Origin of the sequence: Pseudoalteromonas piscicida (assembly GCF_000238315.3) — a bacterium.
In the GTDB taxonomy this organism is placed as follows: domain Bacteria; phylum Pseudomonadota; class Gammaproteobacteria; order Enterobacterales; family Alteromonadaceae; genus Pseudoalteromonas; species Pseudoalteromonas piscicida.
Window position 1 is genome coordinate 267077 of sequence record NZ_CP011925.1, and the last position, 24603, is coordinate 291679.

The 24603-nt window shown below is 42.1% G+C and carries 29 protein-coding genes; 21 read left to right on the plus strand and 8 right to left on the minus strand.

All coding sequences use genetic code 11. The features are described 5' to 3' along the window. Nucleotides 1–91: 91 nt before the first annotated feature. The 3 genes from PPIS_RS25770 to PPIS_RS20675 form a co-directional block, all read right to left on the minus strand. Nucleotides 92–517: a helix-turn-helix transcriptional regulator gene (locus PPIS_RS25770; RefSeq protein ID WP_321527300.1), complete on the minus strand. Its 426-nt coding sequence runs from the start codon at nt 515–517 to the stop codon at nt 92–94. A gap of 21 nt (nt 518–538) precedes the next feature. Beyond that, entirely contained in the window at nt 539–904 is a 366-nt protein-coding gene (locus PPIS_RS25525; RefSeq protein ID WP_010370262.1) for a DUF6597 domain-containing transcriptional factor, read from the minus strand. Between the two features lie 120 nt (nt 905–1024). Then, nucleotides 1025–1900 (minus strand): trypsin-like serine protease, encoded by an 876-nt coding sequence (locus PPIS_RS20675; protein ID WP_240703421.1) that lies wholly within the window; start codon nt 1898–1900, stop codon nt 1025–1027. 402 nt (nt 1901–2302) lie between these two features. Between PPIS_RS20675 and PPIS_RS20680 the strand changes: the two genes are divergently transcribed. The 15 genes from PPIS_RS20680 (at nt 2303) to PPIS_RS20750 (ending at nt 15089) form a co-directional block, all read left to right on the plus strand. Beyond that, the gene (locus PPIS_RS20680; protein ID WP_010370255.1) at nt 2303–2797 is read left to right on the plus strand and encodes a hypothetical protein; all 495 of its coding nucleotides are present in this window, start codon (nt 2303–2305) and stop codon (nt 2795–2797) included. Nucleotides 2798–3002: 205 nt separating this feature from the next. Then, nucleotides 3003–4421, plus strand: coding sequence for an MFS transporter (locus PPIS_RS20685; protein ID WP_010370252.1), 1419 nt, complete (start codon nt 3003–3005; stop codon nt 4419–4421). A 110-nt stretch (nt 4422–4531) separates the two neighbouring features. After that, on the plus strand, nt 4532–5170 hold the full coding sequence (locus tag PPIS_RS20690; RefSeq protein ID WP_010370249.1) for a thermostable hemolysin: 639 nt from the start codon (nt 4532–4534) through the stop codon (nt 5168–5170). Then, complete coding sequence (locus PPIS_RS20695) at nt 5163–6605, plus strand: AMP-binding protein (RefSeq protein ID WP_010370247.1); 1443 nt, start codon at nt 5163–5165, stop codon at nt 6603–6605. Before PPIS_RS20690 ends, PPIS_RS20695 begins: the two co-directional genes overlap by 8 nt. A 46-nt stretch (nt 6606–6651) precedes the next feature. After that, nucleotides 6652–7335, plus strand: a complete 684-nt coding sequence (locus PPIS_RS20700; protein ID WP_010370245.1) for an iron-containing redox enzyme family protein — start codon at nt 6652–6654, stop codon at nt 7333–7335. Beyond that, nucleotides 7335–8126: an SDR family oxidoreductase gene (locus tag PPIS_RS20705; RefSeq protein WP_010370243.1), complete on the plus strand. Its 792-nt coding sequence runs from the start codon at nt 7335–7337 to the stop codon at nt 8124–8126. The genes PPIS_RS20700 and PPIS_RS20705 overlap by 1 nt, the downstream gene beginning before the upstream one ends. Beyond that, nucleotides 8123–8779, plus strand: coding sequence for a tetratricopeptide repeat protein (locus PPIS_RS20710; protein ID WP_010370240.1), 657 nt, complete (start codon nt 8123–8125; stop codon nt 8777–8779). Before PPIS_RS20705 ends, PPIS_RS20710 begins: the two co-directional genes overlap by 4 nt. Beyond that, nucleotides 8776–9438 (plus strand): response regulator, encoded by a 663-nt coding sequence (locus tag PPIS_RS20715; protein WP_010370238.1) that lies wholly within the window; start codon nt 8776–8778, stop codon nt 9436–9438. The genes PPIS_RS20710 and PPIS_RS20715 overlap by 4 nt, the downstream gene beginning before the upstream one ends. A 44-nt stretch (nt 9439–9482) precedes the next feature. After that, nucleotides 9483–10769 (plus strand): ATP-binding protein, encoded by a 1287-nt coding sequence (locus tag PPIS_RS20720; RefSeq protein WP_232288057.1) that lies wholly within the window; start codon nt 9483–9485, stop codon nt 10767–10769. Continuing rightward, nucleotides 10756–11115 carry a cupredoxin domain-containing protein gene (locus PPIS_RS20725; protein ID WP_010370234.1) on the plus strand — a complete coding sequence of 120 codons (360 nt, stop codon included), beginning with the start codon at nt 10756–10758 and terminating at the stop codon, nt 11113–11115. Before PPIS_RS20720 ends, PPIS_RS20725 begins: the two co-directional genes overlap by 14 nt. Continuing rightward, the gene (locus PPIS_RS20730; protein ID WP_010370233.1) at nt 11105–11836 is read left to right on the plus strand and encodes a hypothetical protein; all 732 of its coding nucleotides are present in this window, start codon (nt 11105–11107) and stop codon (nt 11834–11836) included. Before PPIS_RS20725 ends, PPIS_RS20730 begins: the two co-directional genes overlap by 11 nt. Then, the gene (locus PPIS_RS20735; RefSeq protein WP_010370231.1) at nt 11826–12533 is read left to right on the plus strand and encodes a hypothetical protein; all 708 of its coding nucleotides are present in this window, start codon (nt 11826–11828) and stop codon (nt 12531–12533) included. The genes PPIS_RS20730 and PPIS_RS20735 overlap by 11 nt, the downstream gene beginning before the upstream one ends. Before the next feature lie 112 nt (nt 12534–12645). After that, nucleotides 12646–13476 carry an alpha/beta fold hydrolase gene (locus PPIS_RS20740; protein WP_010370228.1) on the plus strand — a complete coding sequence of 277 codons (831 nt, stop codon included), beginning with the start codon at nt 12646–12648 and terminating at the stop codon, nt 13474–13476. Between the two features lie 351 nt (nt 13477–13827). After that, complete coding sequence (locus PPIS_RS20745; protein WP_010370225.1) at nt 13828–14037, plus strand: cold-shock protein; 210 nt, start codon at nt 13828–13830, stop codon at nt 14035–14037. Between the two features lie 656 nt (nt 14038–14693). Then, entirely contained in the window at nt 14694–15089 is a 396-nt protein-coding gene (locus PPIS_RS20750) for a DUF4879 domain-containing protein (protein ID WP_010370222.1), read from the plus strand. Between the two features lie 63 nt (nt 15090–15152). Here the strand turns inward: PPIS_RS20750 and PPIS_RS20755 are convergent, their stop codons facing one another. Continuing rightward, complete coding sequence (locus PPIS_RS20755) at nt 15153–15599, minus strand: hypothetical protein (RefSeq protein ID WP_010370219.1); 447 nt, start codon at nt 15597–15599, stop codon at nt 15153–15155. Between the two features lie 166 nt (nt 15600–15765). Between PPIS_RS20755 and PPIS_RS20760 the strand changes: the two genes are divergently transcribed. The 3 genes from PPIS_RS20760 (at nt 15766) to PPIS_RS20770 (ending at nt 18197) form a co-directional block, all read left to right on the plus strand. Further along, on the plus strand, nt 15766–16107 hold the full coding sequence (locus PPIS_RS20760; protein ID WP_010370215.1) for a zinc ribbon domain-containing protein YjdM: 342 nt from the start codon (nt 15766–15768) through the stop codon (nt 16105–16107). Between the two features lie 478 nt (nt 16108–16585). Continuing rightward, nucleotides 16586–17596, plus strand: a complete 1011-nt coding sequence (locus PPIS_RS20765) for an AAA family ATPase (protein WP_010370212.1) — start codon at nt 16586–16588, stop codon at nt 17594–17596. A gap of 1 nt (nt 17597) precedes the next feature. Next, nucleotides 17598–18197 carry an HNH endonuclease family protein gene (locus PPIS_RS20770; protein WP_010370209.1) on the plus strand — a complete coding sequence of 200 codons (600 nt, stop codon included), beginning with the start codon at nt 17598–17600 and terminating at the stop codon, nt 18195–18197. Between the two features lie 258 nt (nt 18198–18455). On the opposite strand, the gene PPIS_RS20775 is transcribed toward PPIS_RS20770, so the two are convergent. From PPIS_RS20775 to PPIS_RS20790, 4 genes are all read right to left on the minus strand, one after another. Continuing rightward, entirely contained in the window at nt 18456–19406 is a 951-nt protein-coding gene (locus PPIS_RS20775) for a hypothetical protein (protein ID WP_010370207.1), read from the minus strand. A gap of 113 nt (nt 19407–19519) precedes the next feature. Next, on the minus strand, nt 19520–19867 hold the full coding sequence (locus tag PPIS_RS20780; RefSeq protein WP_010370205.1) for a RidA family protein: 348 nt from the start codon (nt 19865–19867) through the stop codon (nt 19520–19522). Between the two features lie 177 nt (nt 19868–20044). After that, nucleotides 20045–20770 (minus strand): substrate-binding periplasmic protein, encoded by a 726-nt coding sequence (locus PPIS_RS20785; protein WP_010370203.1) that lies wholly within the window; start codon nt 20768–20770, stop codon nt 20045–20047. Nucleotides 20771–20789: 19 nt separating this feature from the next. Beyond that, nucleotides 20790–21509 carry a substrate-binding periplasmic protein gene (locus tag PPIS_RS20790; RefSeq protein WP_010370201.1) on the minus strand — a complete coding sequence of 240 codons (720 nt, stop codon included), beginning with the start codon at nt 21507–21509 and terminating at the stop codon, nt 20790–20792. Nucleotides 21510–21776: 267 nt separating this feature from the next. Between PPIS_RS20790 and PPIS_RS20795 the strand changes: the two genes are divergently transcribed. The 3 genes from PPIS_RS20795 (at nt 21777) to prpC (ending at nt 24544) form a co-directional block, all read left to right on the plus strand. Next, nucleotides 21777–22451, plus strand: coding sequence for a GntR family transcriptional regulator (locus PPIS_RS20795; RefSeq protein ID WP_010370199.1), 675 nt, complete (start codon nt 21777–21779; stop codon nt 22449–22451). Nucleotides 22452–22465: 14 nt separating this feature from the next. Then, on the plus strand, nt 22466–23344 hold the full coding sequence (gene prpB / locus PPIS_RS20800) for a methylisocitrate lyase (RefSeq protein ID WP_010370196.1): 879 nt from the start codon (nt 22466–22468) through the stop codon (nt 23342–23344). A 78-nt stretch (nt 23345–23422) separates the two neighbouring features. Then, nucleotides 23423–24544 (plus strand): bifunctional 2-methylcitrate synthase/citrate synthase, encoded by a 1122-nt coding sequence (gene prpC, locus PPIS_RS20805; protein ID WP_010370193.1) that lies wholly within the window; start codon nt 23423–23425, stop codon nt 24542–24544. Nucleotides 24545–24603: the final 59 nt, after the last annotated feature.

Here is a 24603-nt window from a genome sequence, read left to right on the forward strand (position 1 = left end):
AAGTTCGGGTAGTGCTTCGCGACTTGAGGCACTATTCTAGGGGGGATTCGCCGAGAGGGGCTAGTAACGGAGTCTGCGTGTTGCACCCTCTTTATTTATAGAAAAGCCGTGAAAGCGTCATGCTTTCGTCATCGAGAAACGCTCGCGGGTTTACCCCTGTGAATGCTTTAAAATCCTTAATAAAGTGAGACTGATCATAATAATTGCTTTTGTACGCGATGTTGGTGAGATTGTCTTCACGATTTATGAGGAGTGTCAAAGCGCTTTGCAAGCGTACAAGTTTACTTAAATGTTTTGGACTAATACCGACAAGGTCTAAAAACTTCCGCTCGAGTTGGCGCCTTTTATTGGTATTTGATTTGGTGATTGCATTAACTGATATATCGCCATTTTGTGCAAAGATAATGTCTACCGTTGTTTTTACAATGTGCTCAATTGTTCGCGGGTCGCTCAGTTTGTGAAGGAGAAAGGCCTCTAAAATCTCAATCCTTTGGCTTGTGTTTCGCGCTTGAATGATATCGCTTTCAAGCTTCGCGGCCTAATCGGGTTTAAACAGTTCGTAAATCGATGTTTCTTGATTTTTTAAGCTCTTTATCGGTTTCGAAATAAAGTGGGAAAAGGCATACGGAAAGAAGCTGGCCGAAAAGGTATGGACGTATCCGGTTGGTTGAATATAAAAAGGTGAAACGGTTTGGCCAAGTACCATTGCGCGCGGTTGCAGTATGTAGTCATGTTCTGATGTATAGCGCTTAATATCGTCGCCCAATATAAAGGCCAGCTCAATGCAGCCGTCGGGGACAATACGTTGCTTTGCGGCATTTTTATCTGCTGTAATTTCCAATGTCCAAAAGCAATTGATAAATGAGGATAAATTTTCACTAGGTAACAATTTTTTGTAATCCATAAAACCTCCGCATCTAGCTATGGACGGTTGAAATTTACAGCAAATAAAAACTAGCCTAGATTAGACGCGGGTAAATTTAGCAACCGTTTTATGGTCTGCTTTTTAGGCGTGCTTTACTTGCTACTGGCCTTTATTGATATGCTTATTTATCCAATCTTGGTAATAAGATACACGCGTTAATACGGCGGTTGAACCGTATTTACCTAAAGTATAATTTTCCAAATCACCTTCAATTTCTCGCCACGCTGCCAATCCAACCAATACCGGTGTAGAGCCTTGATAAATAATTGCTGCGCCGCCGCTATCTCCAGAGCCTATAGTGCCTTCTAATGGCAACGCATCGGCTCCTTGCTCGAAGGTAAATCTGAGCCAGTGGGCTTTTGCTTCTGTGATCACGTTGTTGTAAACATGCATTTGATAGTCGTCTTGAGTGAACGCCCAATCTGAGAAAAATTTGGTGACTTGATACCATGCATAGGTCGTTAGGCTTGGTCCCTCAGAGTCGTGCTCTTCACCGGTTATCCCCGTTCCGATAGCGCCGCGACCAAACCCGGTTATTTCCATGCCTAACTCTTCATTTCCCTCATATATAGCGATGGGTTGAATGTGTGTCACAGGCTTACTTAAGCGAATTAATGCAATGTCTTTGGCGTTATTTAGCTGCTCCATAAGCGGTGTCGGGTCGCCTTCACTCCAATCACCTTCTACCTTTTTGTAATCCGGATGAATAATGATTTGTGCAATTTGATTTTCAACGCCATGTACCATGATAGGTTTGTCTTGGTAGTCATACATAAACGTATAAATGACGTGAGCTGGTGCCAACAACCAATGCTTATCGATTAACACCGAACCGCCTTGGAATGGCATATCAACATAAAACTGCGGGATGCTGTTAACCTTATACAAGTCAGGGTCAACATCATGTCTTTTGACAACCGCATGGTTCTGAAAAGAGGCAAACATGAGCAAAAAAATGGCAAGGTATTTCATCATTATTCCTTATTTATTATGTTGTTATTATTTCCAAAGTGGCCAATAAATCATCATACTGAAACTTTCTTTTCAATGCATTAATAAATGTACCTATTTTTTTATGCGGTGCTCTCCTTCAAAAATATCTGTACGATCACCAGATTAAAAGAAATAAAAATAAATGGTTATTGTCATGCTATGACGCCAAAAATATTGCAAATTAGCTGGGAAATATGATTGATAAGAAATGTGACAGGTGCAATCAGGTTTGTAAGGTAACAGCATTAAGGTAAAATTAATTTACGTGCTCTAGGCTAGGCTATTTGCCGTTTATGCAATCAAAAGCGAGTTGCTTGCAAGGAGATCTCTGAAGGCTAAATCGCTTTGCGGTACTCACATAAAATAAATTGAAAGGAACAACGCATGATAAGGATGATATTTGCAACTTTTCTATTGCTTTGGGGCATGCAGGTTAGCGCTCAAGAGCTTATCTTATCGAAGGTCGTCAAGTTAGAGGTCGACTCACCTATCACTATTTCGCATGTGTCTGAAACGTTAGTGTTGACGTTTAAAAACAGCAAACTACTTCACGAAACGTTAGACCCGAAAAGGTTTATACCTGCTGTTGATTTATCTGGGCATGAACATCAATTTGTACGGAGTTTGTTTGAGGTCGATTCAAGAATGAAGTTGCCTGCTTGGCTCCGGGTACTTTCAAAAGAGGTCGCAAGCACCTATCAAATACAAAATGTCCAACAAAAATCTATTCAAGAAATTACGATATTTAGTAGTTACAACAAAGAGGAAGCACACGGGATAGTGTTTGTTCTTGAAGCGCAAGTAATTCATAAAATAGAGGTTTTTGGACAACAATTACAGTTTCAAAATGTGATAAATAACATAGCGACAAGGTATTAGGGATCTAATAATCAAAGTGCGGCGCCGTAGAGCCAATCACCGCTGCTCAGCACGTTAAGTTACTGGCTTTCGATTCGCTAAAACTATCTAAGGCTTTGCTGTTAATCCAATCAAGCTTCAAATCTAACCACACTTGACTTCAAGTTCACTTGAAGTAGTACAGTCACCACTTATTAGCATGGCGCAATGGTAGGAGTGGTAACGCATGTTAGAAGATACGGTAAATACAGAGGATAAAATTGCTCTGGGGGCCGGACAAAAGCGGGTGTTGTTCAGCTTGGCTGTGGTACTCATTTTGCCTACGCTTGGCATGAGTAGTATCAATGTCTTGTTGCCAACACTTGCTGAGGAGTTTGACGTGGGGCAGGCATTGGTGAATTGGGTAGTTGTGGCATATTTGCTTTCGCTTACCGCGTTTATTCTTGGTGCTGGCGCTATTGGAGATAGCCTTGGCCGAAAAAGGGCACTGCGCATTGGGATTAGCGTCTTTTGCGTGGGCTCCATTGTCGCAGGGCTGAGCGTAAATCTTTGGATGCTGATTGCTGCTAGGCTGTTCCAAGGCATTGGCGCTGCGCTGTTATTATCCCAAGTATTTGCGCTGGCAAGCGTTGCGATGCCAAAGCGTAAAGTTGGACTTGCAATGGGGCTACTCGGTACTACCGCTGCGATTGGCACGGCACTGGGACCATTGCTAAGTGGCGCAATGCTAGAGTGGTTATCATGGCAGTTCACTTTTTGGTTGATGATATTGCTTGGTGGTGCAGCTTACTTTTTAATAGCAAGATTTCTGCCTGATGATGTCGCAAATCCACCTGAGCTACAACGTTTTGATGTTATTGGAAGCGTGTGGCTGTCGGCGTCATGCCTATTTTATGTGTTGGCTATGCCATCGAGTAGTTCGTTTAGTCTTGTCTTGCATAGCGTATTTTTCTTATTTTCAGTGGCTTTTATCTACTGTTTTGTACAAAGCCAAAAGCGTGCTCAATTTCCACTTGTGAGTTTGGCTTTTCTTAAACACAAGCTACGCAATGCCTCGTTAATCGTGAGCTTTATAGTTGACGCCATCGCGATGTCGACATTAGTTGTCGGGCCTTTTTATCTTACTTATGCGTTAGGGCTAAGCCCAGTCACGGTTGGACTTATTGTGTCTATCGGGCCTTGTATTGCTGCTGTCGTAGGTTATCCATCAGGCGAGGTGGTTGATCATTTTGGTATCGCGTTTGCCATGTTTTTGGGCTTGCTGATGATCCTCATTGGGACAATTAGCTTTGCAATCTTACCTTCATTATTTGGACTTTATGGCTATGTTGTGGCGTTATTTGTGTTAACTCCCGGAAGGCAGTTGTTTCTAGCGGCTCACCATACCTTTGTGATGACGACAGTAGCCGAAAAAGAAAAGGGTATGGGATCTGGGCTCATTAATTTATGTAAAAACTTAGGGCTAATGACCGGAGCCTCATTACTTGGTGGTGTATTTAGCGTGTTGTTGCAGGTAAAGAGTGCGGCTTTGGCAAGCTCTGCACAGCTGAATATGGCATTTTCAATGACTTTTTTACTCGCCGCACTGTTTATTTTGGTTTCGCTCGTTGCCGTATTTGTGATTAGCCGAAAGCAAGCGTTTTAAAAGTAGAATACGTATCACGAAAAATTTTTTCGTCCTTTTTTCAAACTTAAGGTTTTCTTAATTTTCGCTTTTTAAAGTTTTTACATCAGAACAGGAAAGGTGTGAAAACGATGGGTGAAGCACTACAAGCAACAAACTCACAAAGTCGTCTTAGATGGGCAAACAAGACTTGCGGCTCGCGCGCTGAATTGGAGCACGCTATCCACAGTGGTTTTGCCCATGCTTTTGGCGCTGACATTCATGAGTATTATCCCCTTTTAAGCCATTTAAACTACAGTCAAAGCGATTGCTTTTTAGGTCTTAGATTTGCAGCCAAAGACGCATTATTTGTCGAGCAGTATCTTAATCGTCCGGTAGAGCAGTGCCTCTCAACGGTTTCAGAGCGTATTCATATCGCAGAACTTGGCAATTTGTTCTCAACAGGCCGAATGGCAACGTTAAGCCACTTTATTGTACTGACTCAAGCACTGCTTGAGAGTGACATCCGCTACTTGGTGTTTACGGCAACCAAACAAGTGCGTGCATTGATGAAGTTATGTCAAGTCGAGGTTAACAAGATTTCTTTGGCACACGGCACTATCGCTTCAGCCAAAGATTATGGCAGCTATTACCAATGTGCTCCGATGGTTTGTTCGGTGGATTTACATCAAGCCCAGCAGGTGATCACAAACACTGAAATGTATCAACACTTACTACAAGGACTCGAGGTGGAAATCGCGAGCTTAAAAGAGGCATTTTTATATGTGTGATTTCTTAAAAAAACTGCCACATCAAGACAGTGATGTGATTTTACAACAAGGGCAAACTCGTCTCACTTTTGCTGAGGTAAAGTCTTACATGCAAGCATTGGCTGAGCGCTTTATTGTGATGAATGGTGAGGGTGTTGCGGTTTCGTTAGACAACTCTATCGCTTGGTTATTGGTAGATTTTGCACTATTACAAGCGAATAAAGTGTCTATTCCAGTACCTCATTTCTTTACCACAGCGCAAGTCGAACACACCCTTGAGCAGTCAAAAGCAAACTGGTTGATCAGCGATACCAAGCTTGAAAATAGCGCTGAATTTTTGGTGTTGGATGTCTATGGTCAAGCAATCTATGTATATCAAACTAGGTGCGAAAGCGCGGGAGGCTATTTTCCTAAAACGCAAAAGATCACTTATACCTCAGGTTCAACAGGCGCACCAAAAGGTGTATGTCTGTCGGTTGAAAACCAACTTGTAGTGGCGAGCAGTTTATGCGAAACCATCGCACTTAATCGCCCTAAGCACTTGTGTTTATTACCGCTACCTGTGTTGCTAGAAAACATAGCGGGTGTGTATGCGCCGCTGTTGAGTGGTGGCATGGTTGAGGTAACCGAACTTGCGTCGCTAGGCTTTTCGGGCAGCCAATTGCTGTATCCACAAAAGTTGCTGCAAAAGATAAGTGAAGTACAACCAAATAGCTTAATTTTAGTGCCTGAGCTACTGCGTTGCCTGCTAAGTGCCGCACAGCAAGGGTGGCAACCCCCTACAAGTTTACGCTTTATTGCGGTCGGTGGCGCTAAAGTTGACACTGAACTGCTACAGCAAGCTAAACAGCTGGGCTTACCTGTGTTTCAAGGGTATGGGCTTTCCGAGTCGGGGTCTGTTGTTGCACTGAATACTGGTGAGCAAGATGGTAGCGTCGGTAAGTTACTGCCCCATATTCAGGCACGTATTGTGGCAGATGAGTTAGAGATCAAAGGGAATAACTTTTTAGGTTATTTGGGCAGCGAAGCGATAGCCCAAGATGCGTGGTTAAAAACCGGCGATAGAGTGTCGAAGCGTGAGCAGCATTTTGTCATTGAAGGCCGGCTAAAAAATCTTCTGATCAATAGCTTTGGACGCAATATTTCTCCCGAGTGGCCGGAGTCCGTTTTGCTTGCCTATGTACCTTTACTGCAATGCGTTGTGGTGGGTGATGGCAAGCCATTTTTAACGGCGCTTATTTATACCCCGACACAACTAACAGCAGCTGTGATTGACAACGCCATTGAACTTGCCAACCAGCAACTCCCTGATTACGCAAAAATAAAACGTTATGTGCGCGTAGATGAAGCCTTTTCGGTAGGTAACGGCATGCTTACCGCGAACGGTAGACCTAAACGCGATGTGATTTTAGCTAATTTCGCGCAGCAAATTTCAGCGCTTTACTCCCAGAATTAATACGAAGCGGCAGAGTCCGTAGCTTCGGTTTAAAAGGAAAACGACAATGAGCAACTTTTACCAAACCCTACAATCAGAAACGGAACAAGCGCGCCAATATCTACTAAGCGCACCAATTATTCATGATGTTTTTCATGGTCAGATCACCAAAGGCCAATACGTTTCATTTTTACAGCAGGCGTTTCATCACGTAAAGCACACAGTACCACTCCTTATGGCGTGTGGTGCACGACTAGATGATAGTAAAGAGTGGTTGCGAGAAGCGATAGGGCATTACATCGAAGAAGAAATGGGACACCAAGAGTGGATCCTTAATGATATTGCCGCCTGTGGTGTGGATAAAGAAGTAATACGTCATAGCATGCCAAGCTTCGCAACTGAAATGATGGTTTCTTACGCCTACGACAGTATCGCTCGTAAACACCCACTGAGCTTTTTTGGCATGGTTAATGTGCTTGAGGGCACGTCCATCGCACTTGCCGATGATGCTGCTCGTCAAATTGCGAATAAGCTTGGTCTGCCTCGTAGCGCATTTTCCTATTTAACATCTCATGGCGCGTTAGATGTTGAACATATTGACTTTTTTGCAGGGTTGATGAACAAGATCAGCTGTGAAAAAGAGCAAGCGATCATTATTCACAGCGCTAAACAGTTTTATCGTTTGTATGGCGACATATTCCGCAACATTGAAGCGGTGCCTGCAGGTGTCGAATTTGCGGAGGTAAGCTGATGAAAGCAACAAAACTTGCCGTTATCACTGGGGCATCTCGGGGGATCGGCCGGGCCATTAGTAAACAGTTGGCCATGCATAATTGGCGTTGTTTGCTGATTGGTCGAGACAGCGAAAAATTAAAGCAGGTGATAGCGGGGTTATCCGGAGAACACGATTATCTTGCTTTAGATATCACCGCTGAGGATGCTGCGACACAAATCGCGAGAAAAGCGGCGACTATGGGTGGGGTTGACTTACTCGTCAACAACGCCGGCATTAATACCATGGCTGGGTTTGCTGAAATTTTACCTACTGACTTGAAAAAGCAGATGGAGACGAATTTATTAGCGCCCATGCTAGTTAGTCAAGCCTGTTTACCACAACTGATCTCAAGCCATGGCACCATAGTTAATGTAGGTTCAGCGTTTGGTGCTATCGGCTTTCCATATCAAAGCAGTTATTGCGCTAGCAAGTTCGGTCTGCGTGGTTTTACAGAGGCACTGACGCGGGAACTCGATAACCAAGTAGTGGTTAAATATCTCGCGCCACGCGCAACCACAACGGAAATGAATGACGATCGCGCGACAGCTGTAAACCATGCACTAGGTAATCAGATGGACTCGCCAGAGGTCGTCGCACAAGCCTTTATGAAATTGCTCCATAGCAACACCAGACGTGCTGGCATAGGTTTTCCTGAAAGATTTTTTGCGAGACTCAATGGCTTGTTACCAGAGCTTGTTGATAACGCATTAATCAAAAAAGTGAAAACCATCCAAACCATTTTTTCCACTAAGGAGTCATTACGATGAACGCACTAAAAACCTTGTTAGCTTCAGCAACATTACTGGTATTCAGTCAAGGTGCTTGGGCAGCATTTGACGATGATCTTAGCCGAGTCCAAACTAAATGGGCGATGGTAAATTATGAAACCGAAGGCGATGCCCAAGAAAAAGCATTTGAAGAGCTGGTTAAGCAGTGCGTGGCATTTGTTGAACAATATCCAGATCGCGCTGAAGCTTACATCTGGCGTGGTATTGTGCAGTCGAGCTTTGCAGGAGCGAAAGGTGGCTTGGGGGCGCTTGGTCTTGCCAAAGATGCGAAAGCCTCATTCGAAAAAGCCATTGAACTTGATAAAAATGCACTGTCTGGTTCTGCATTAACGAGCTTGGGCACGCTCTATGCCCAGGTTCCAGGCTGGCCAATTGGGTTTGGCAGCGATAAAAAGGCGAAAAAGCTGTTCCAAGAATCATTAGCGATCAATCCGGCAGGAATTGATGTAAACTATTTCTATGCACAGTTTTTATATGACGAACGTGATTATAGTGCCGCCCTTGCGCACTTGAAAAAAGCGCAGAATGCGCCAAGCCGTCCTGGTAGAGAAAAAGCTGATGAATACCGTCAAGAGGAAGTGGCACAGCTATTGGCGAAAGTCGAAAAAAAGCTAAAAAGAAGGAATAAATGAGGCTATTACTTGTAGAGGACGATGAGCTACTGGCACAGGGGCTTATCGCATCACTCAAAAAAGAAGGGTATGCCATTGAGCATGCGCCGACGCAAAGACAAGCAATCAGTTTTGTTGAATCTGGTGAATTTGAGCTAGTGGTGCTTGACCTAGGTCTACCTGACGGAGACGGTTTGGCGGTACTCAAGGCGCTGAAAAAAACCAAATCGCAAACCGCTGTGCTCATTCTAACGGCAAGAAATAGTCTTGATGATAAAATTGCAGGGCTGGATTTAGGGGCTGATGACTATTTGGCTAAGCCGTTTGAGCCAAAAGAACTGTTTGCGCGTTTGCGGGTGATTGGTCGACGCTTCACCAAACAAGTGAGCAGCACCTTGAGCTGCAACGATGTCGTGTTAGATCTCGCCAGTCACGAGGTGCTTGTAAGTGGTAGCGCTCAAGAATTACCTCGTAAAGAATATATGTTACTCAAGGCGTTGATGGAAAACAGCGGCCGTGTACTGTCTAAAACTCAGTTAGAATCTAAGCTCTATGATTGGGGAGAGGCTTTAGGCTCTAATGCTATTGAGGTACATATTCATCACCTCCGTAAGAAAATGCCCGATGGATTTATCAAAACGCTGCGTGGCATTGGCTATGTGGTTGGCAAGGGGGCTTAGTGGGCACGAGAAGCTCGCTTGGAGGTGCTTCCATAACGAGAAAGTTGACCCTAATTTTAGTGTCAGCTTTGGTGCTGACTGCATCCATGGCGCTGCTACGGGGTTATCATTCCAGCATGGCGATGGCACAAGCACAATTAGACAGCCATTTAGAGTCCATCGCAACACTCGTAAATACTCAAGTTACTGCGACTACCCTGCCCAGTGGTGCGAGTAATAACGCATTTTACTTTTTAGTCCTTGAGCACAATCAAGTTGTTGCGGGCAGTGAGCTACTTGCTAAGTACAAGAACAAGCTTAATTATGATGCTGGGTTTAGCACTCAAAATGTGGGGGCGACTAGACTCAGAACCTTCAGCGAAGCGTTCGGTGAAAGGCAAATACTGGTAGCAGAGCCGGTACAAAAGCGTTTTGCCCTTGCTGAAGGCATGATTGTATCTGCAATGACGCCGCTGGTGGTGATCATGCCGTTTCTTGCGGTGTTTATTGCATGGATTATTTATACGGCGTTAAAGCCTTTACGAGATCTTTCTAAAGAGCTTAGACGGCGTAACCCCAAAGACTTTACTCAGCTGGCAGTGCAAAGCGACAAAGCGGAAGTCGCAATCGTTATCGCGACGCTAAATGACCTCTTTCAAAAAGTTGAAGTCGCATATCTTAAAGAGCGTTATTTTGCTTCCGATGCCGCGCATGAGTTAAAAACGCCGATCGCAAGCTTAAAAATCCATCTGCATAATTTAACGCACGATACTAAGCATCCCAGTGCCACTGCTATGTCAAAAGGGCTTGAGCAGCTAAACCATGTGGTTGAACAAATGCTGACGTTAGCGCGTACAGAGCCGGAACTGTGGCATAAGCAATTTGCGCAGCAAGACCTAGTGGCATTAACTCAAGACTTGATTGCTAACTGTTACCCGAGAATCGAACAAAAATCACAAAATATCAGCTTAGAAGCATCAGAAGCGACCATAGAGGGCTGTGAGTTCACATTAACCACACTCTTTTCTAATTTAATTGGTAATGCGATTAAATACACGCCAATTGAAGGTGACATAGAAGTAAAAATTCAGCAGCATGCGCAGCGGGTTGTATGGCAAATCGATGATTCGGGTTGTGGTATGTCCGATGCGGAAATAGAGCGAATTTTTGACAGATTTTATCGCGTTGGTGGAGATAAACACCCTTCAGGGGAAAAAGGGGCAGGTTTAGGAATGGCGATAGTCAATCATATAATTGCAATTTATCACGCAGATATCTCTTTTGCTCGCAGTCATTTAGGTGGGCTTAGAGTTTGTGTAAATTTACCGAGGGGGCTGGATGCTAAGGACTAAGGTCTCTTCGCTGTCTTTCGCGCTTGGTTTGCCTTTGGCGACCTGTAGTTTCGCCTTGTGGGCGGAAGAAAGTTATACCATTATTCTTAAAAATCATTTATTTACTCCAGCACAAGTTGAGGTGCCTGCAAATCGTAAAGTAAAGCTCATCATCGAAAATCAAGACCCTCAGGTTGAAGAGTTTGACAGTTTTGATCTTAATCGTGAAAAAGTGCTTTTTCCGAACCGTAAAAGTGTGATTTATATCGGCCCGCTAGCACCTGGTGAATATAGCTTTTTTGGTGAGTTTTCACCAAATACAGCACAAGGTATCGTTATCGTGAAGGAGCCAACAAATGCTTCTTAATGCGGTGGTAGTGAGCGTGAACCAATTATTACCAGTAACTGTACTTTGGGTACTATTAGCACAATGTACCAATGCTGCTTTACCACTTAAAACGACACTCATCGCGCTGAGTGCGGGGCTAGTCGGCTGTTTTGGCATATGGTTTTTGGGTGGAGAAATAGCCTCGAGTTTTGATTATCGCGGGTTCGAGTTATTGCAAATAGGTCTGTTACTCAGTTTATTTTGCTTAATAATTGCAACAAAACGCACCGGACATACGGCCCTTGCTGCCTTGGCCTTTGGACTAGCAGTGGTATTGTACTTGCACCATTTGGCAAGTTTTGCGTTCTCTTATTCGAAGCCAGCGGATGGTCAAACCCTCGCTATTGGCACCTCGCTTGGTGTGGGGATCTGTTTGAGCTTTTCTATTCTACTCTTCTTTTTCCTTGATTGGTTGAAGAGTAAGCACTTACCTTGGTTGTTGCTGTTGTTATTGGCTTTACACGGTGCGAGTAAGGTGTCGATTGCATTGGACTTGGCGCTTCAAGTGGACTTAATTAGTGCCGCCAGACTTGAAATAGACTTACGACAAATTGTGGACGAACACAGTGTTGTTGGTCGAGTGCTAAGAGTATTAGTGGGGTATGAGGCAACACCAAATGCTGCAACGCTTGCAGGGTTTGGAGGCGCGTTGATTACGTTCTTGGGATGTACATATTGGAGAACAGCGCATGCGAAATAATGTTTTACTCGCGCTGCTGGTGAGTTTTTTTGGGGTGGTGGCATTTAGTGCAAAAGCGGATGGTATGGTGGTGGACAAAGTTTATCATCCTTATGTAATGCCGCTTGAGCGTGAGTTGGAGTGGCGACTACTATCTCGGCAAACCGAGCAAGGGAACGTGCTGGCACAGCGTTTAGGGCTTGGTTGGAGTCTCACTGAAACAATGACCATCGAAGGTTACGCGATAGGTGAGCGCGACGATGAGGGCAACTTTGACTTGGCGGCTTACGAGTTAGAGTCGCGGTGGCAATTTGTAGAGCAAGGGCGCTACTGGGCGGATATAGGCATGTTGTTTGAGCTTGAAAAACGCCATAAATTCGATGCCTATGAAGCTACCGCAGGGTTTTTATTTGAGAAGGAATTTGGCCGCACGAGCCTTACCATGAATGCATTTTTGGTGAGGGAGTGGGGTAAGGACATTGAGGATGAATGGGAATCTGAGTTTAGAGCACAACTGCGCTACCGCTTGTATAGTGCTTTTCAGCCAGCAATTGAAGTCTATGTCGGAGAAGACTTTTTTGGTGTTGGCCCAGGGTTTATCGGACTGCATCGATTTGAAGGTCAAAAGCAGCTGAAATGGGAAGCGGGTTTTATTTCGGAGATCAGCCAATCTGGCAAAGATCATAGCTTTAGACTCGCATTGGAATTTGAGTTTTAAGTGTCGCTTTTACTTTGTTTAAATAAAGGGGAGATGCAGCAAAAATGTCATTAGCTTATGCTGCATCTAGCTGCTAACTTTAGAGTCGAACTATAGATATCAAGGAAACGATATGTATCGCACGCTAACTTTATTGGGGTTGTTGTTCGTTAATAGTGCTTATGCACAGATTGCACTTGAACGCGATATTCAAGAGCACATCGTGGTTGCGAACAAAGTATCTTTGCAGGTTTATCATGTTGCGGGCAATGAACCTGCCGTTGTTTTTGAAAGTGGTTCTGCAGCGCCTGCAATTTATTGGACACCAGTAATGATGGGTCTCGCGCAGCAAATACCCAATGCATTGGTGGCCTATAACCGTGAAGGTTATGGCAAAAGCGAGCTTAGCCGCAGAGCCTATAGTGTTGATACGGATAATCGTAATCTTCGTGAAGTGTTGAGAACGCTTGATATTCGGCCGCCGTTTATCTATGTCGGTCATTCGTACGCATACTATGTAATGCAAAACTACATCACCTATTATCCTGAGCAAGTTGCAGCCCTGTTGTATGTTGACCCTGTGACGGTTTACTTCATCGATAAAACCCATGCCTTAGCGCAGGATAAGCTACTTAAACCCTTGAGTACTCTGCCAGAAAATACCTTCGGTGAAGCTCTGCGCCGGGAAACTCAAGCGCTAAGCGAAACTGTTGCGAGTATTCGGGCGCACCAAGCACCTGAGCATATTCCGTGTCGTGTTATCGTTGCCCAAAGACCATTTGATCCAACTCAACGCGATGTTAAAGCATGGCGAGAAGGACAAGAAGCGTTGGCGTCACATTGTGATTCTGAGCTAATTATTGCCAAGGGAAGCGACCACACCGTACCTATGAATGCCCCGCAAGTGGTCGTCGAGCAAGTGGTGCAATTAATTCGGGAATTAGAGTCAAAAAAGCCTCTCTAGCTTTATGAATATTTTATTGCAATCTCTATTGTTTACACAGGGTTAGGGGAATAATGTGTTTAAAAAATAGGGTGTTGAAAAAGCCGTGAAAAAAATATTGATATTTGTCATTAGCAAGTCATATTGATGATTAAAAATACATTGACTTAGGGCGGAATCCCTATATGATGTTCATAGACAGAATTTGAGTCAGTGTTTTAAAATCTCCATTACGTTGTTGTATAAGTGTTTGCTTGTAGTAGTACCGTCCTGAAGTTTTATCCACTCTACAAATTTAGGTCTATGCGCCCACATGGGCATAGCTCATCAACGCGCAGCATTGGTTTTTGTTTTTATATCAGGATTAGTATTATGTCTAACACTCTTACAGGTACCGTTAAGTGGTTTAACGAGTCTAAAGGTTTTGGTTTCATCGCTCAAGAAAATGGCCCTGACGTGTTCGCACACTTCAGCGCAATTACAGGTGACGGTTTCCGTACCCTAGCTGAAGGCGACAGAGTAGAGTTCACAGTTACTGACGGCCAGAAAGGTCCTCAAGCTGAGAAAATCGTTAAGCTTTAATCGCTTAATTGATGAAGAAAAAGCAAGCTAAGGCTTGCTTTTTTTGTGCCTGAATATCAAAAAATTTTCCACTCAGTCAATAAATATAATCGCTTCAATTTTTGACTATTACTCATCTACTTTCTACTTTACAACGCATTGGCATTACTGATGTCCTGAGTGCTTGACATTTTTATTACTTGTTCCAGATCCTGTTATAAATGCAGAGTGTAAATTAATTGGTTTATTTTGTTGTTTAGTGTTGTTTTTGTGTTAATGTTTGTAACTGCCAGCGGCGGTTTATATCAATCCTCGTAATGAAGTTATCTACCTTTGAGTAGATAACGCTTTAATTTTTGCTAAGCCATATGCATTTCAAGATTAACCTAAAAGCTTGTTTTAATTTTGAAAGTGTTATCCATAGCTTGCTAATGTGTATAAGTTAAAGCGAATTGACATAACTGGCATCGATAACTTAAACAGTGTTTAAAAGGACAATTAAGATGAAGAAAAAAAGCTATTCAATGCTACTAATGTTGGCGCTCACTTCCGCATTTTCTGCTGTTGCTGGAGATATCGAGCAAGGTGTGATGAAAAACCCAACTACTTAATATTCGCTAGACTTTGAACAACCCCCACTTGCTATGCATGCACCTGTCGCCAGAGATGAGTTTTCAATGAGTAGTGCTGAGATCATGCCAATGGCACCGGCTCAAGGGATCACGTATTTTGAGCTGGGTATCGTACGTTCGCAATTAGGCGGCGATCAGACTATTTCACAAAGTCAACTTTCTACAGGAACTAATCACGGTGGCAGCTATCTATTTATCTACGCTTGGCAGTTTGGTTATGGCAATCCGAATAATGCGGTGATGAATGGGATCTCTAAATCAACTGGATTGAGTGAAGCTCGGTGTGGCAACGATTTACACCGTTGTTCGGTTGGGGAAACTGTCACGGGTTGGTTGTATGGTTGGGACTTCTCAGGTCAAGAGTCTGGTCAAGTCAAAGTTTCTTCAAATTCAACAGCTTCGCCATTTGGTACGTCAAGCGACTCGCTTTATATTAATTAGTTTGATTTGAACTAAACACTAAGGTGCATTTGAATAATACTAAGTGCACCTATCTAGAATATTTTAGCCATTTATTCCCTTTCTTTCACTGTTGAGCCTTTCCAAAATCGATATCGAATTTAAATAGTTGGCTCTAGCTTCTTTGGTTTGAGCTGAAAGCGAGTTTGATAAACTAAAAGTATGCTTCATGTCATTAAGTAGATTGTATTTTTGAGATGGATTTTCCACCATAGAAGTTGGTGCACCGATCGCCATCATTTGACCAGTACTGATAAGCCCCCCTTCAAACAACTCTTTAGACATAGCGCGAGCTTCTTGAGCCGAAATATTATTTACATCATATTTAGAGGCAATATTTTGCCAGTTCTGGTGCGCTTGTTTGCCAGCCTCACTGATTGCTACAGTATCTGTGGCTACGACTTCCTGTTTCTCATCTTGTCGAGACGTGGACTGCTGTTGTGCAAGTTGAGAGTATACGGCACTGACATTACTAGATTGATTAATAATCATTGAGAATTCCTTCCATGCATTTGGTTAAATACGATTATTAGCCAGCAATTTTAGTGCCAAAATCTCATCCTAAAGTCTCGGGTCGAAAGAGTTGACATCGTCCCTATTAAATTCAGAACGTTGATATTACTATATGCTACAAACTGAAATAGTGAATGGATAGTATATGTCTTTACCTGCTTGCCCCAAGTGCAATTCTGAATATGTTTATCAAGATCAAAGTCAACTAATATGCCCTGAATGTGCTTACGAATGGGACCCAAACGCGACTGCGACCGAGGACGACATTCAAGTAAAAGATGCCAATGGCACACTATTAGTGGATGGCGATAAAGTCACTGTGATTAAAGATTTAAAAATCAAAGGCAGCTCACAAGTCATTAAGATTGGTACTAAGGCCTTGGTAAGGCGCGTGCTCGATAAAAAAGATCATGAGCTTGACTGCAAGGTAGATGGCGTTGGTGAAATGATGGTTACGGCGAAGTTTGTGAAGAAAGCGAATACTTAAGTGGATAAGTGTTCAGAGGTTATGGAGTTTTAAAGCGGCATTGACCTCCGCGAAAGTTAGCGCTCATAAGGTCACTGGAGTCACAGACACGCAAAGCAGAGAAGCCATAGGTAATGACGGAACAACGGTGACATATATTCATATAAAGTGTAGTAGCTCATATCTGATCTTACAGTTTCGATGAGTAGGTTTGGACTTTATCTGACAGATAGCTATGAGCGAAAAGCAGATCTTCGCCTTGTCTATTTTTGGCTATCCATTTTCACCCTTATCTTACACTTAGGAAAACGAGCAATTTGGCCGTTTTTATCCTCAAGCAACTTTAGTTTTAAAGGCTGAAAGCCTTTTGTAGCAATAAGTTATCCACTATGATAAAAATTCCTTAAGTAGAAGCTCGAGACAGTTCTCGACAGAAAAACGAACTAATCGCTCGTAGATTAAGATTGTTGAGTGTATTTTAAACTTGGATGGAAAATAATTGAAAAGAATAGATTTGAATATTGTTAACCATAATTCTCTGGCGAAAGTGTTTATTGGTGAGAACGGTGGTGGAAAAAGCACTGTTCTTAGGCAATTAGCTGATTACTATATTAGTAATGGGCAACTAGTTCTAGGTATATCGAACTGCTTACATGATAAATTTGACATTAACTCACGAAAATTCAAGAGTCTATCGGTTAAGCAAGGGGAGTTGGCTTACAATAAAGTTATAGTTGATGCTTTAAGTAAAATAGAGAGTAACAAAGTAAGGTTTGTTTTAGGAAGGGCCTTAGATTATTGTGGATATATTGATGAAATTGGAATCAGACTACCTGAAAGAAAGGATATAAATTCAAACGAAATTTATTGGATTCCAATCAATAATGATTACCCAAGTCTTGGTCATAATAATAGGTCAAATATTATAGTCTCACTCCTTAATAGGGGTGGAATTGATTGTAATTTAGATATTTTTTTGAAAAATAAAAATGGAGAAGTTGTTCCGTTTAAAATGATTAGCTCTGGTCAAGCGAATAAAATAGCTACACTGACTTATATTGCATCAAATATGACGCATGGATTAATTGTAGTTGTTGATGAGCCGGAAAATAGCCTGCACCCTAAATGGCAAAGAGAGTATATAGATAGTATATTTGATGTTTTCTATGGGGAATATTTCAAACTCTTGGTGGCAACACACTCTCCATTAATTATTGGTTCAAACTGCGATGTGTATGAAGTTTCTAATTTCAAAATAGCTTGTAAACAAGATGAAAACCAAAATATTGAAGAGAGGTTGTGGTCATTATTTGATGTTGTCACCCCAGAAAATGATTTTTTGTCTCGTTATTTAATCGGCATTCTCGACTCATATAGAAGTGGTGAATTGTCAAGGCCTTCAGCTAGTTATCAGCTTGATAGAATTTCTAAGTCATGTATCGATGATAGACAAATTAGAATTATTAATGATGTTAGAAATATAATTATTGGATATCATGAGGAGTTCTAAGTTGTACTCGAATTATTCTAGGAAGATAAAAAAGGCTAAATATGAAGAAAAGCCATGGAATTCATACCTAGTCAGGGATTTTAAGTTATGGATTAAACATAAGAGATTGAAAGAGCAGAATTATTTTTGTTGCTATTGTCTTAGGTGTATTAAAAATGAATCTGATAGAGTAAAGCATATTGAACGTATATTGCCAAAATCTAAATTCCCAGCATATATGTTCGATGCATTTAATTTGTCAGTGTCATGTGTCAAATGTAATTGCGATATAAAACTAAGCGGTACGGATTTTTTGAATGATCCAATGTTAAGGTTTAGGAAGTCATGGAATTATCGTGTTTATGATTCTAAATTATATAGATTTATTCATCCTAAGTTAGATAACATTAATGACTATTTAACTAGAGAGCTTAAATCAATAAATAATAGACCAAGTTATTTGTATAAGTATTTTGGTGATAAAGGGAAATTTCATTATGATTTTTTTAGGTTAAAAGAATTTGAAGTTTTCGAAATTAATAGTTCTCAAGGGCTTACATCACCTGACCCTAACTCAGAAGCAGCTAGTATTGTAGCCGCCATCTACAAAAAACATGCTTAACAAAATGTTTGAGAGTGATTCACAATTTACTATGCGATGTGCCTAGCGTTTAAGGTGGCCTGCGGTGGTACCGGTATAGCGTTGCTCACACCTTAATAGGGCATTGATGATCTGCTATTGGCATATATGTGACTGCCAGATTTGATTGAGTTCCATAATTCTAATCTGACAGATCTAGTTAAGACTTATTCATATAAAGCAACTTTAACTTGTCCATTGAACCCCCCTTTATGGGGTGAGACTGCCCATTGAAGTGCTTTAGAAAGGGATTATGTCAGGTTTGAATGGTTTATGTTTTTCATTCTTGTGTTCAGATAAAGCTGAATCTAGTTGTTTAATGATCTCAGATACTTTATTCACTAATATAGTTACATCTTGTTTTGTTATTTTGTTTAAATCTCCTGCTGAGTCTTTACCATTCCTGTGAACTATGTCATGGCGTATTTCTATACACTTTTGAATATAATCTCTATCTACGGAATCAAGGATTTCAGGGAGGTTAACACCAAGACTGTTTTTGTAGATAAAACATACTTTAGCAAGGTTATGAAAGAGGGTTTTATCAAACTCTTTTTTCACTACAGCTCTAGCTATGTTAGGTGATTTAATTATCTGTTCTAGAGTGAACTTTTCTTTTCTAAGGTTTGGATCATTAAGTATTGATTTATGTATCTTGTCTTGGTCGATTAAAACAAAGAATCGGAAAGTATCTGAGAGGTAGGTTTCTAAATTCACTATAGCTTGAGCAAATAGCAATCGTGTTATATAGGTGTTGTTTTGCTGGTCGATGGTTTCTAGTGTGTTTAGTATTTCTTGTTGGTTATACACAATGCTTTGATGACTAGTGTAATAGCCAGCCTTTGGTTCTGTGTATTTTATACCGTCCTTGACTTCCCACTCTAACAACTCCCCGCATTCCATATCACTAAACACCATGATTTCATATTCTGATTTACAATACTCACAAGAAACAATAATCAGATCTTGCTCTTGTGTTGGTGTGTAATTGATTCCATTTGTCTCACAACACCTTGTACAATTAAAAAATATGTTCATTTCTTCTGAGTCCTTCATCAACTTCAAATAATCTCGGAGGTTTATAGATTTCTGTTCAGGCTCTAATGCTAGAAGTTCGCTTTGTTTTGTATCACCATCTTGTTTCCACTGCTGTGGTTCAATAAATCTGGACACTACTTTAGGTGGTATCATTACTACCTGACACTGCCGCGTTAAATACGGCTGTCAAATTTGATCAATATCTAAAAATCAAATCTGACAGAGTAAAGGCAAGCCTTATCTAAATCAGGCTTATGTTTTTTAGACTAGATCTCTGCAGCAACCACCGAAATCTCAACAAGTAATGCTTCACGAGCCATGCTCGCTTCTACGCAAGCGCGAGCTGGTGCATAACCTTCAGGCACCCATGCATCCCAAACCTCGTTCATTTCTGCAAAATACTTCATGTCTTTAATATAAATTGTCGCAGAAAGAATGTGTTTGCGGTCGCTCCCTGCTTGAATAAGTAGCTCATCAACTTTCTCAAGCATGGTTTCAGTTTGTGCCCTAATTCCTTGCTCGGCGTCTTTACAGACTTGGCCACATAAATAAATAGTACCATTGTGTTTTACAATGCGGCTCATTCGTTGTTTGGTATCAATTCGTTCAATCACTGTTTTTCCTTTCTAATCGTTACTGTAATCGGCAGGTTTAGGCTGAAATGTTATCTCTTTTTATTGAGATGAGCTACTTGCTTGGTATTGGTTTTTATGAAAAGCAGCGACGATTAAGTGCTACCCATACAAACCAATATACGTGAGAGTATTTTGGATTAAAGCAATTGGGTTTAGCTAGAGCTCCAATACCTTACGGTACGCTTCTGTTTTACTTACTTTCGCAAATGCAATACGTAATCGTTCGACAATATCGGCTGGTAACTGGTTGTTCGTTGCAAGGTAACCTTTTACCGAGAGTGCCTTCACATCGTATAAAAAGGCAAAGTGGTCGGCTGGAAGGTTAAGTTCCGTGGCCATGGTTTTGATATAACGCGGGTCATCAATCACTAAATCAACGCGATTTGCAACGAGTAACTCATATGACTTTTCGATGTCGCTGGTTTGAACAAAGTTAAACCCGAGTGCTTTAAGTGTGCCTTCGGCGATATCACCACGCTGAACTGCTATTTTGTATTGTTTTGCATCCTCAAGTGATTGGATTTTTATGTCCTCACGATAACGATTGGTAACAAACCCTAAATGAAATACAGCAACAGGACCAATCCAATGAAAACTGTCTTCTCTTGCGGGGGTCTTTGCGATGCTATAAATTAAGGTATGTTTGTCATGCTGCGCTAATTTAAAAGCTCTGGCCCAAGGGTAAATAGAAAACTGTCCCTCGAGTTCAGCCGCTTTTAAAATCGCTTTGACCAGAACGGTACTTGAGCCTGCAACTTGGTGGTTTTCTATGGTTTGATTGGGTGGAGAAAGTTCCGTAACAACCTGTAATTTCGCCCATAACGGTAATGGGCTAATCAGCAAAATAAACAGTAGTAGACGTCCAACAACAGCATTCGTCATTAGCAAACAACTCCACACGTTAATGCGTTAATCTATATTTAGCATAGATGGATTTTATTTTTCCGTCATTAACCATTCGTCGCAAGGCGATATTTATTCCCGTTTGTAACTCAGTTAAATGAGGCTGCAAGCGCATATGTACGGGTAATCGGCTTATTTCATAGCAAGATTGAAATTTGCGATACTTTGGTTGTTGTGAAATATAGTAATCTGCTGTCACCGAACCAATCATGATGTAGTCTAAACGCTCATGTTCAAGCTGTGCTAGTAGTTCTTTCTCCGATACATTTTCATAAACGACTATCTTGTCTTCACCCAAGTGCGCTTCAAAATTATCGTAACGATACCCTCTTACTTTGCCGACTAATGCGCCATAAAACTGCTCGGGCCTATGCTTGCCCACACAGCGAGATTGATACCCAAGCAGCACTTCTGTTGAGAAGGCATAGTCGATGCTGTAAATCCCCGGAACGTCTGCTTCGGCCCGCCATACTTTATTGATCCCAGGTTCAATATCTATTTTACCTTGGTCGAAATAGCGCTGTCCTCTGGCGACAGAGAGCGGCATAAACTCAAATTGGTATGAAGTCAGTTTTGCCAACTCTTGAAAAATGTCGACAAAAATACCTTTGGGTTTTCCTTGCTCTTCAAAATAGTAAGGAGGATTGGCACCGTGATAGACCAGTACGGTATAGGTTTTCGCCTGCGCTAATCCGGTTATTAGCAGCAGAGAAAGCATTACTATTTGAAAACACCGCATCGTAATCTTCAGGCTAAAGTAAAGGTATCTTCATAATATGCATGATTTTTAAGCGATGCAATTACTCCTTTCCTGATACCGTATCGAGATAAATACATGAGACTGATTATTTGTCACAAACTATAAATATGGTGAATACTGCTTATATTGAAAATTGTCGACAATTTACAGCGGGGCTGGTTGACGTGCGCGTCAACCAGCACTATATTGTCTACAACTTAAATTACTAAGACTGGCTAACTAATGATGAGCTTTTTTGACGAGCAAGCGGTTACTTCTTCTGATAAAGCATTCTTTCGTATGCGAAAGGAAATTGTAGAAGGTGAAATAACGGCAGGTTCTAAGCTCAGTGAAATGGAATTGTCGACAAAGTATGAAGTCAGCAGAGCGGTTGTTCGCGAGGCAATTAATCGCTTGGAGTCATGTCACTTAGTTGAACGTAAAGCCAATGTCGGGGCGCGCGTTGTTACTCTCACACCGGAAGGGTTAATGGAGCTTTATCAGATCCGTGAAGCACTAGAAGGTATGGCGGCAAGGCTTGCAGCGCAGCACATGACTGACACTGAAATTCAAGACCTAGAAGGTTTGTTGTCGAGTCAATTCGATGAAGTCAAAAACCAACATTCTTATTATCAAGAAGCGGGCGATCTCGATTTTCATTACCGCATTATTCTTGGCAGTAAAAATGCGAGTCTTATCTCTATGCTAGTCAATGGGCTGTACCACTTGGTGCGTATGTATCGTGTGCAGTTAGGGATGGCCGGTCCCCGCGTCACCACGGCATTTGACGAGCATAAACATATCGTTCGTGCGATCAGTAACCGCGATCCTGAACTGGCAGAAATACTGATGCGTCGACATATTCAATATTCTAAAAATAATATCGCAACCAAGTTAGCAAGCAATCAATCACACTTTTAAGAGAGAGCATCATCATGAGCGCAGGAAAAAAATTTCGTGAAGCATTAAAAGCCAATAAACCGCTTCAAATCGTCGGCACTATCAACGCATATAGCGCGATGATGGCAAAGAAAATCGGTCATCAAGCTATCTATCTTTCTGGTGGTGGCGTTGCTAATGCATCTTATGGTTTACCTGACTTAGGAATGACATCTCTAAATGATGTAATTGCAGATGTAAGTCGCATTACCTCGGCTTGTGATCTACCTTTAATGGTCGACATTGATACTGGATGGGGCGGCGCTTTCAATATCGCAAAAACCATCCGAGATATGGAAAAAGCAGGTGCCGCTGCGGTACATATGGAAGATCAAGTAGCGCAAAAGCGTTGTGGTCACCGTCCAAATAAAGAAATCGTGTCGACAGAAGAAATGGTTGATCGTATTAAAGCAGCAGTTGATGCGCGCACCGATCCTGACTTTTTCATTATGGCAAGAACAGATTCGTTTGCACAAGAAGGGCTAGAAGCGGCAATTGAGCGCGCGAAAGCCTATGTTGCAGCAGGCGCTGATGGCATTTTTGCAGAAGCGGTACAAACTGAAGAGCACTATCGCGCATTCAGCGAAGCACTTGATGTGCCCATCCTTGCGAATATCACTGAGTTTGGTAAGACAGAACTTTGGAACAAAGCTGAGCTGGGTGAGTGGGGCGTAGATATGGTGCTTTACCCATTGAGTGCGTTCAGAGCGATGAACAAAGCGGCGGAGCTGGTGTATCAGTCTATTTTAGAAAATGGGGATCAGAAATCGGTACTCGATACCATGCAAACCCGAATGGATTTGTATGATTACCTTGGTTATCACGATTATGAGCAAAAGCTCGATGCATTATTCGCCGAAGGTAAAAATAAGTAAAAAATTAAAGCTGTTGAGGGTTGCTCAGCAGCACAAAATATCAATACCCAGCAGGTAAAAAATTCAGGAGACAATAATATGGCTAAAGTACTAAGTGGCGCGGGCCTTCGTGGTCAAGTAGCAGGAAAAACAGCACTATCAACGGTAGGTAAGTCGGGCTCAGGTTTGACTTATCGTGGCTACGATGTAAAGGATCTAGCTGAAAATTGTCAGTTTGAAGAGGTGGCTCACCTTATCCTTAAAGGTAACTTACCAAACCAAGCTGAACTAGACGCTTATAAAAGCGAGCTAAAAGCAATGCGCGGTTTACCGCAGGCATTAAAAGAAGTATTAGAACGTATTCCTGCTGATGCACACCCAATGGACGTATTACGTACGGGTTGTTCAATGCTTGGTAACCTTGAAGGTGAAGCAAGTTTTGATGAACAAGGTAAAGTAACCGATCGCATGCTTGCAAGTTTCCCAAGCATTATTTGTTACTGGTATCGCTTTAGCCATGATGGCGTTCGTGTCGATGTGGAGACAGATGACGATTCAATCGGTGCACATTTCTTACACTTATTGCACGGCGAAAAACCAAGTGAGCTACATGAGCGTGTGATGCACGTATCACTTATCCTTTATGCAGAGCATGAGTTTAACGCATCAACCTTTACAGCGCGTGTTTGTGCCTCAACGCTTTCTGACATGCACTCATGTATTACTGGTGCGATTGGTTCTCTACGTGGTCCACTTCACGGTGGCGCAAACGAAGCGGCAATGGAAATGATTGAGCGCTTTGAATCTGCGGATCACGCAGAGCAAGAAATGATGGGTATGCTTGAGCGTAAAGAGAAGATCATGGGCTTTGGTCACGCTATCTATTCAGAATGTGATCCTCGTAACGAAATCATCAAACGTTGGTCTGAAAAACTAGCGGCAGATGTGGGGGATACAGTACTTTACCCTGTATCTGTGCGCTGTGAAGAAGTCATGTGGCGCGAGAAAAAGCTATTCTGCAATGCCGATTTCTTCCATGCTTCAGCTTATAACTTCATGAAGATCCCAACTAAATTGTTCACGCCAATCTTTGTTATGTCACGTCTGACAGGTTGGGCTGCACACGTTATGGAGCAGCGCGCAGATAACCGTATCATTCGCCCATCGGCGGAATACACTGGCGAGGAGCTACGCCCAGTTCCTGCCATTTCTGAGCGTTAATCGAACACTGTTCGAATCTATTCTGGCGGTCGCCATGGCCGCCTGTTTTCCGTCACCGA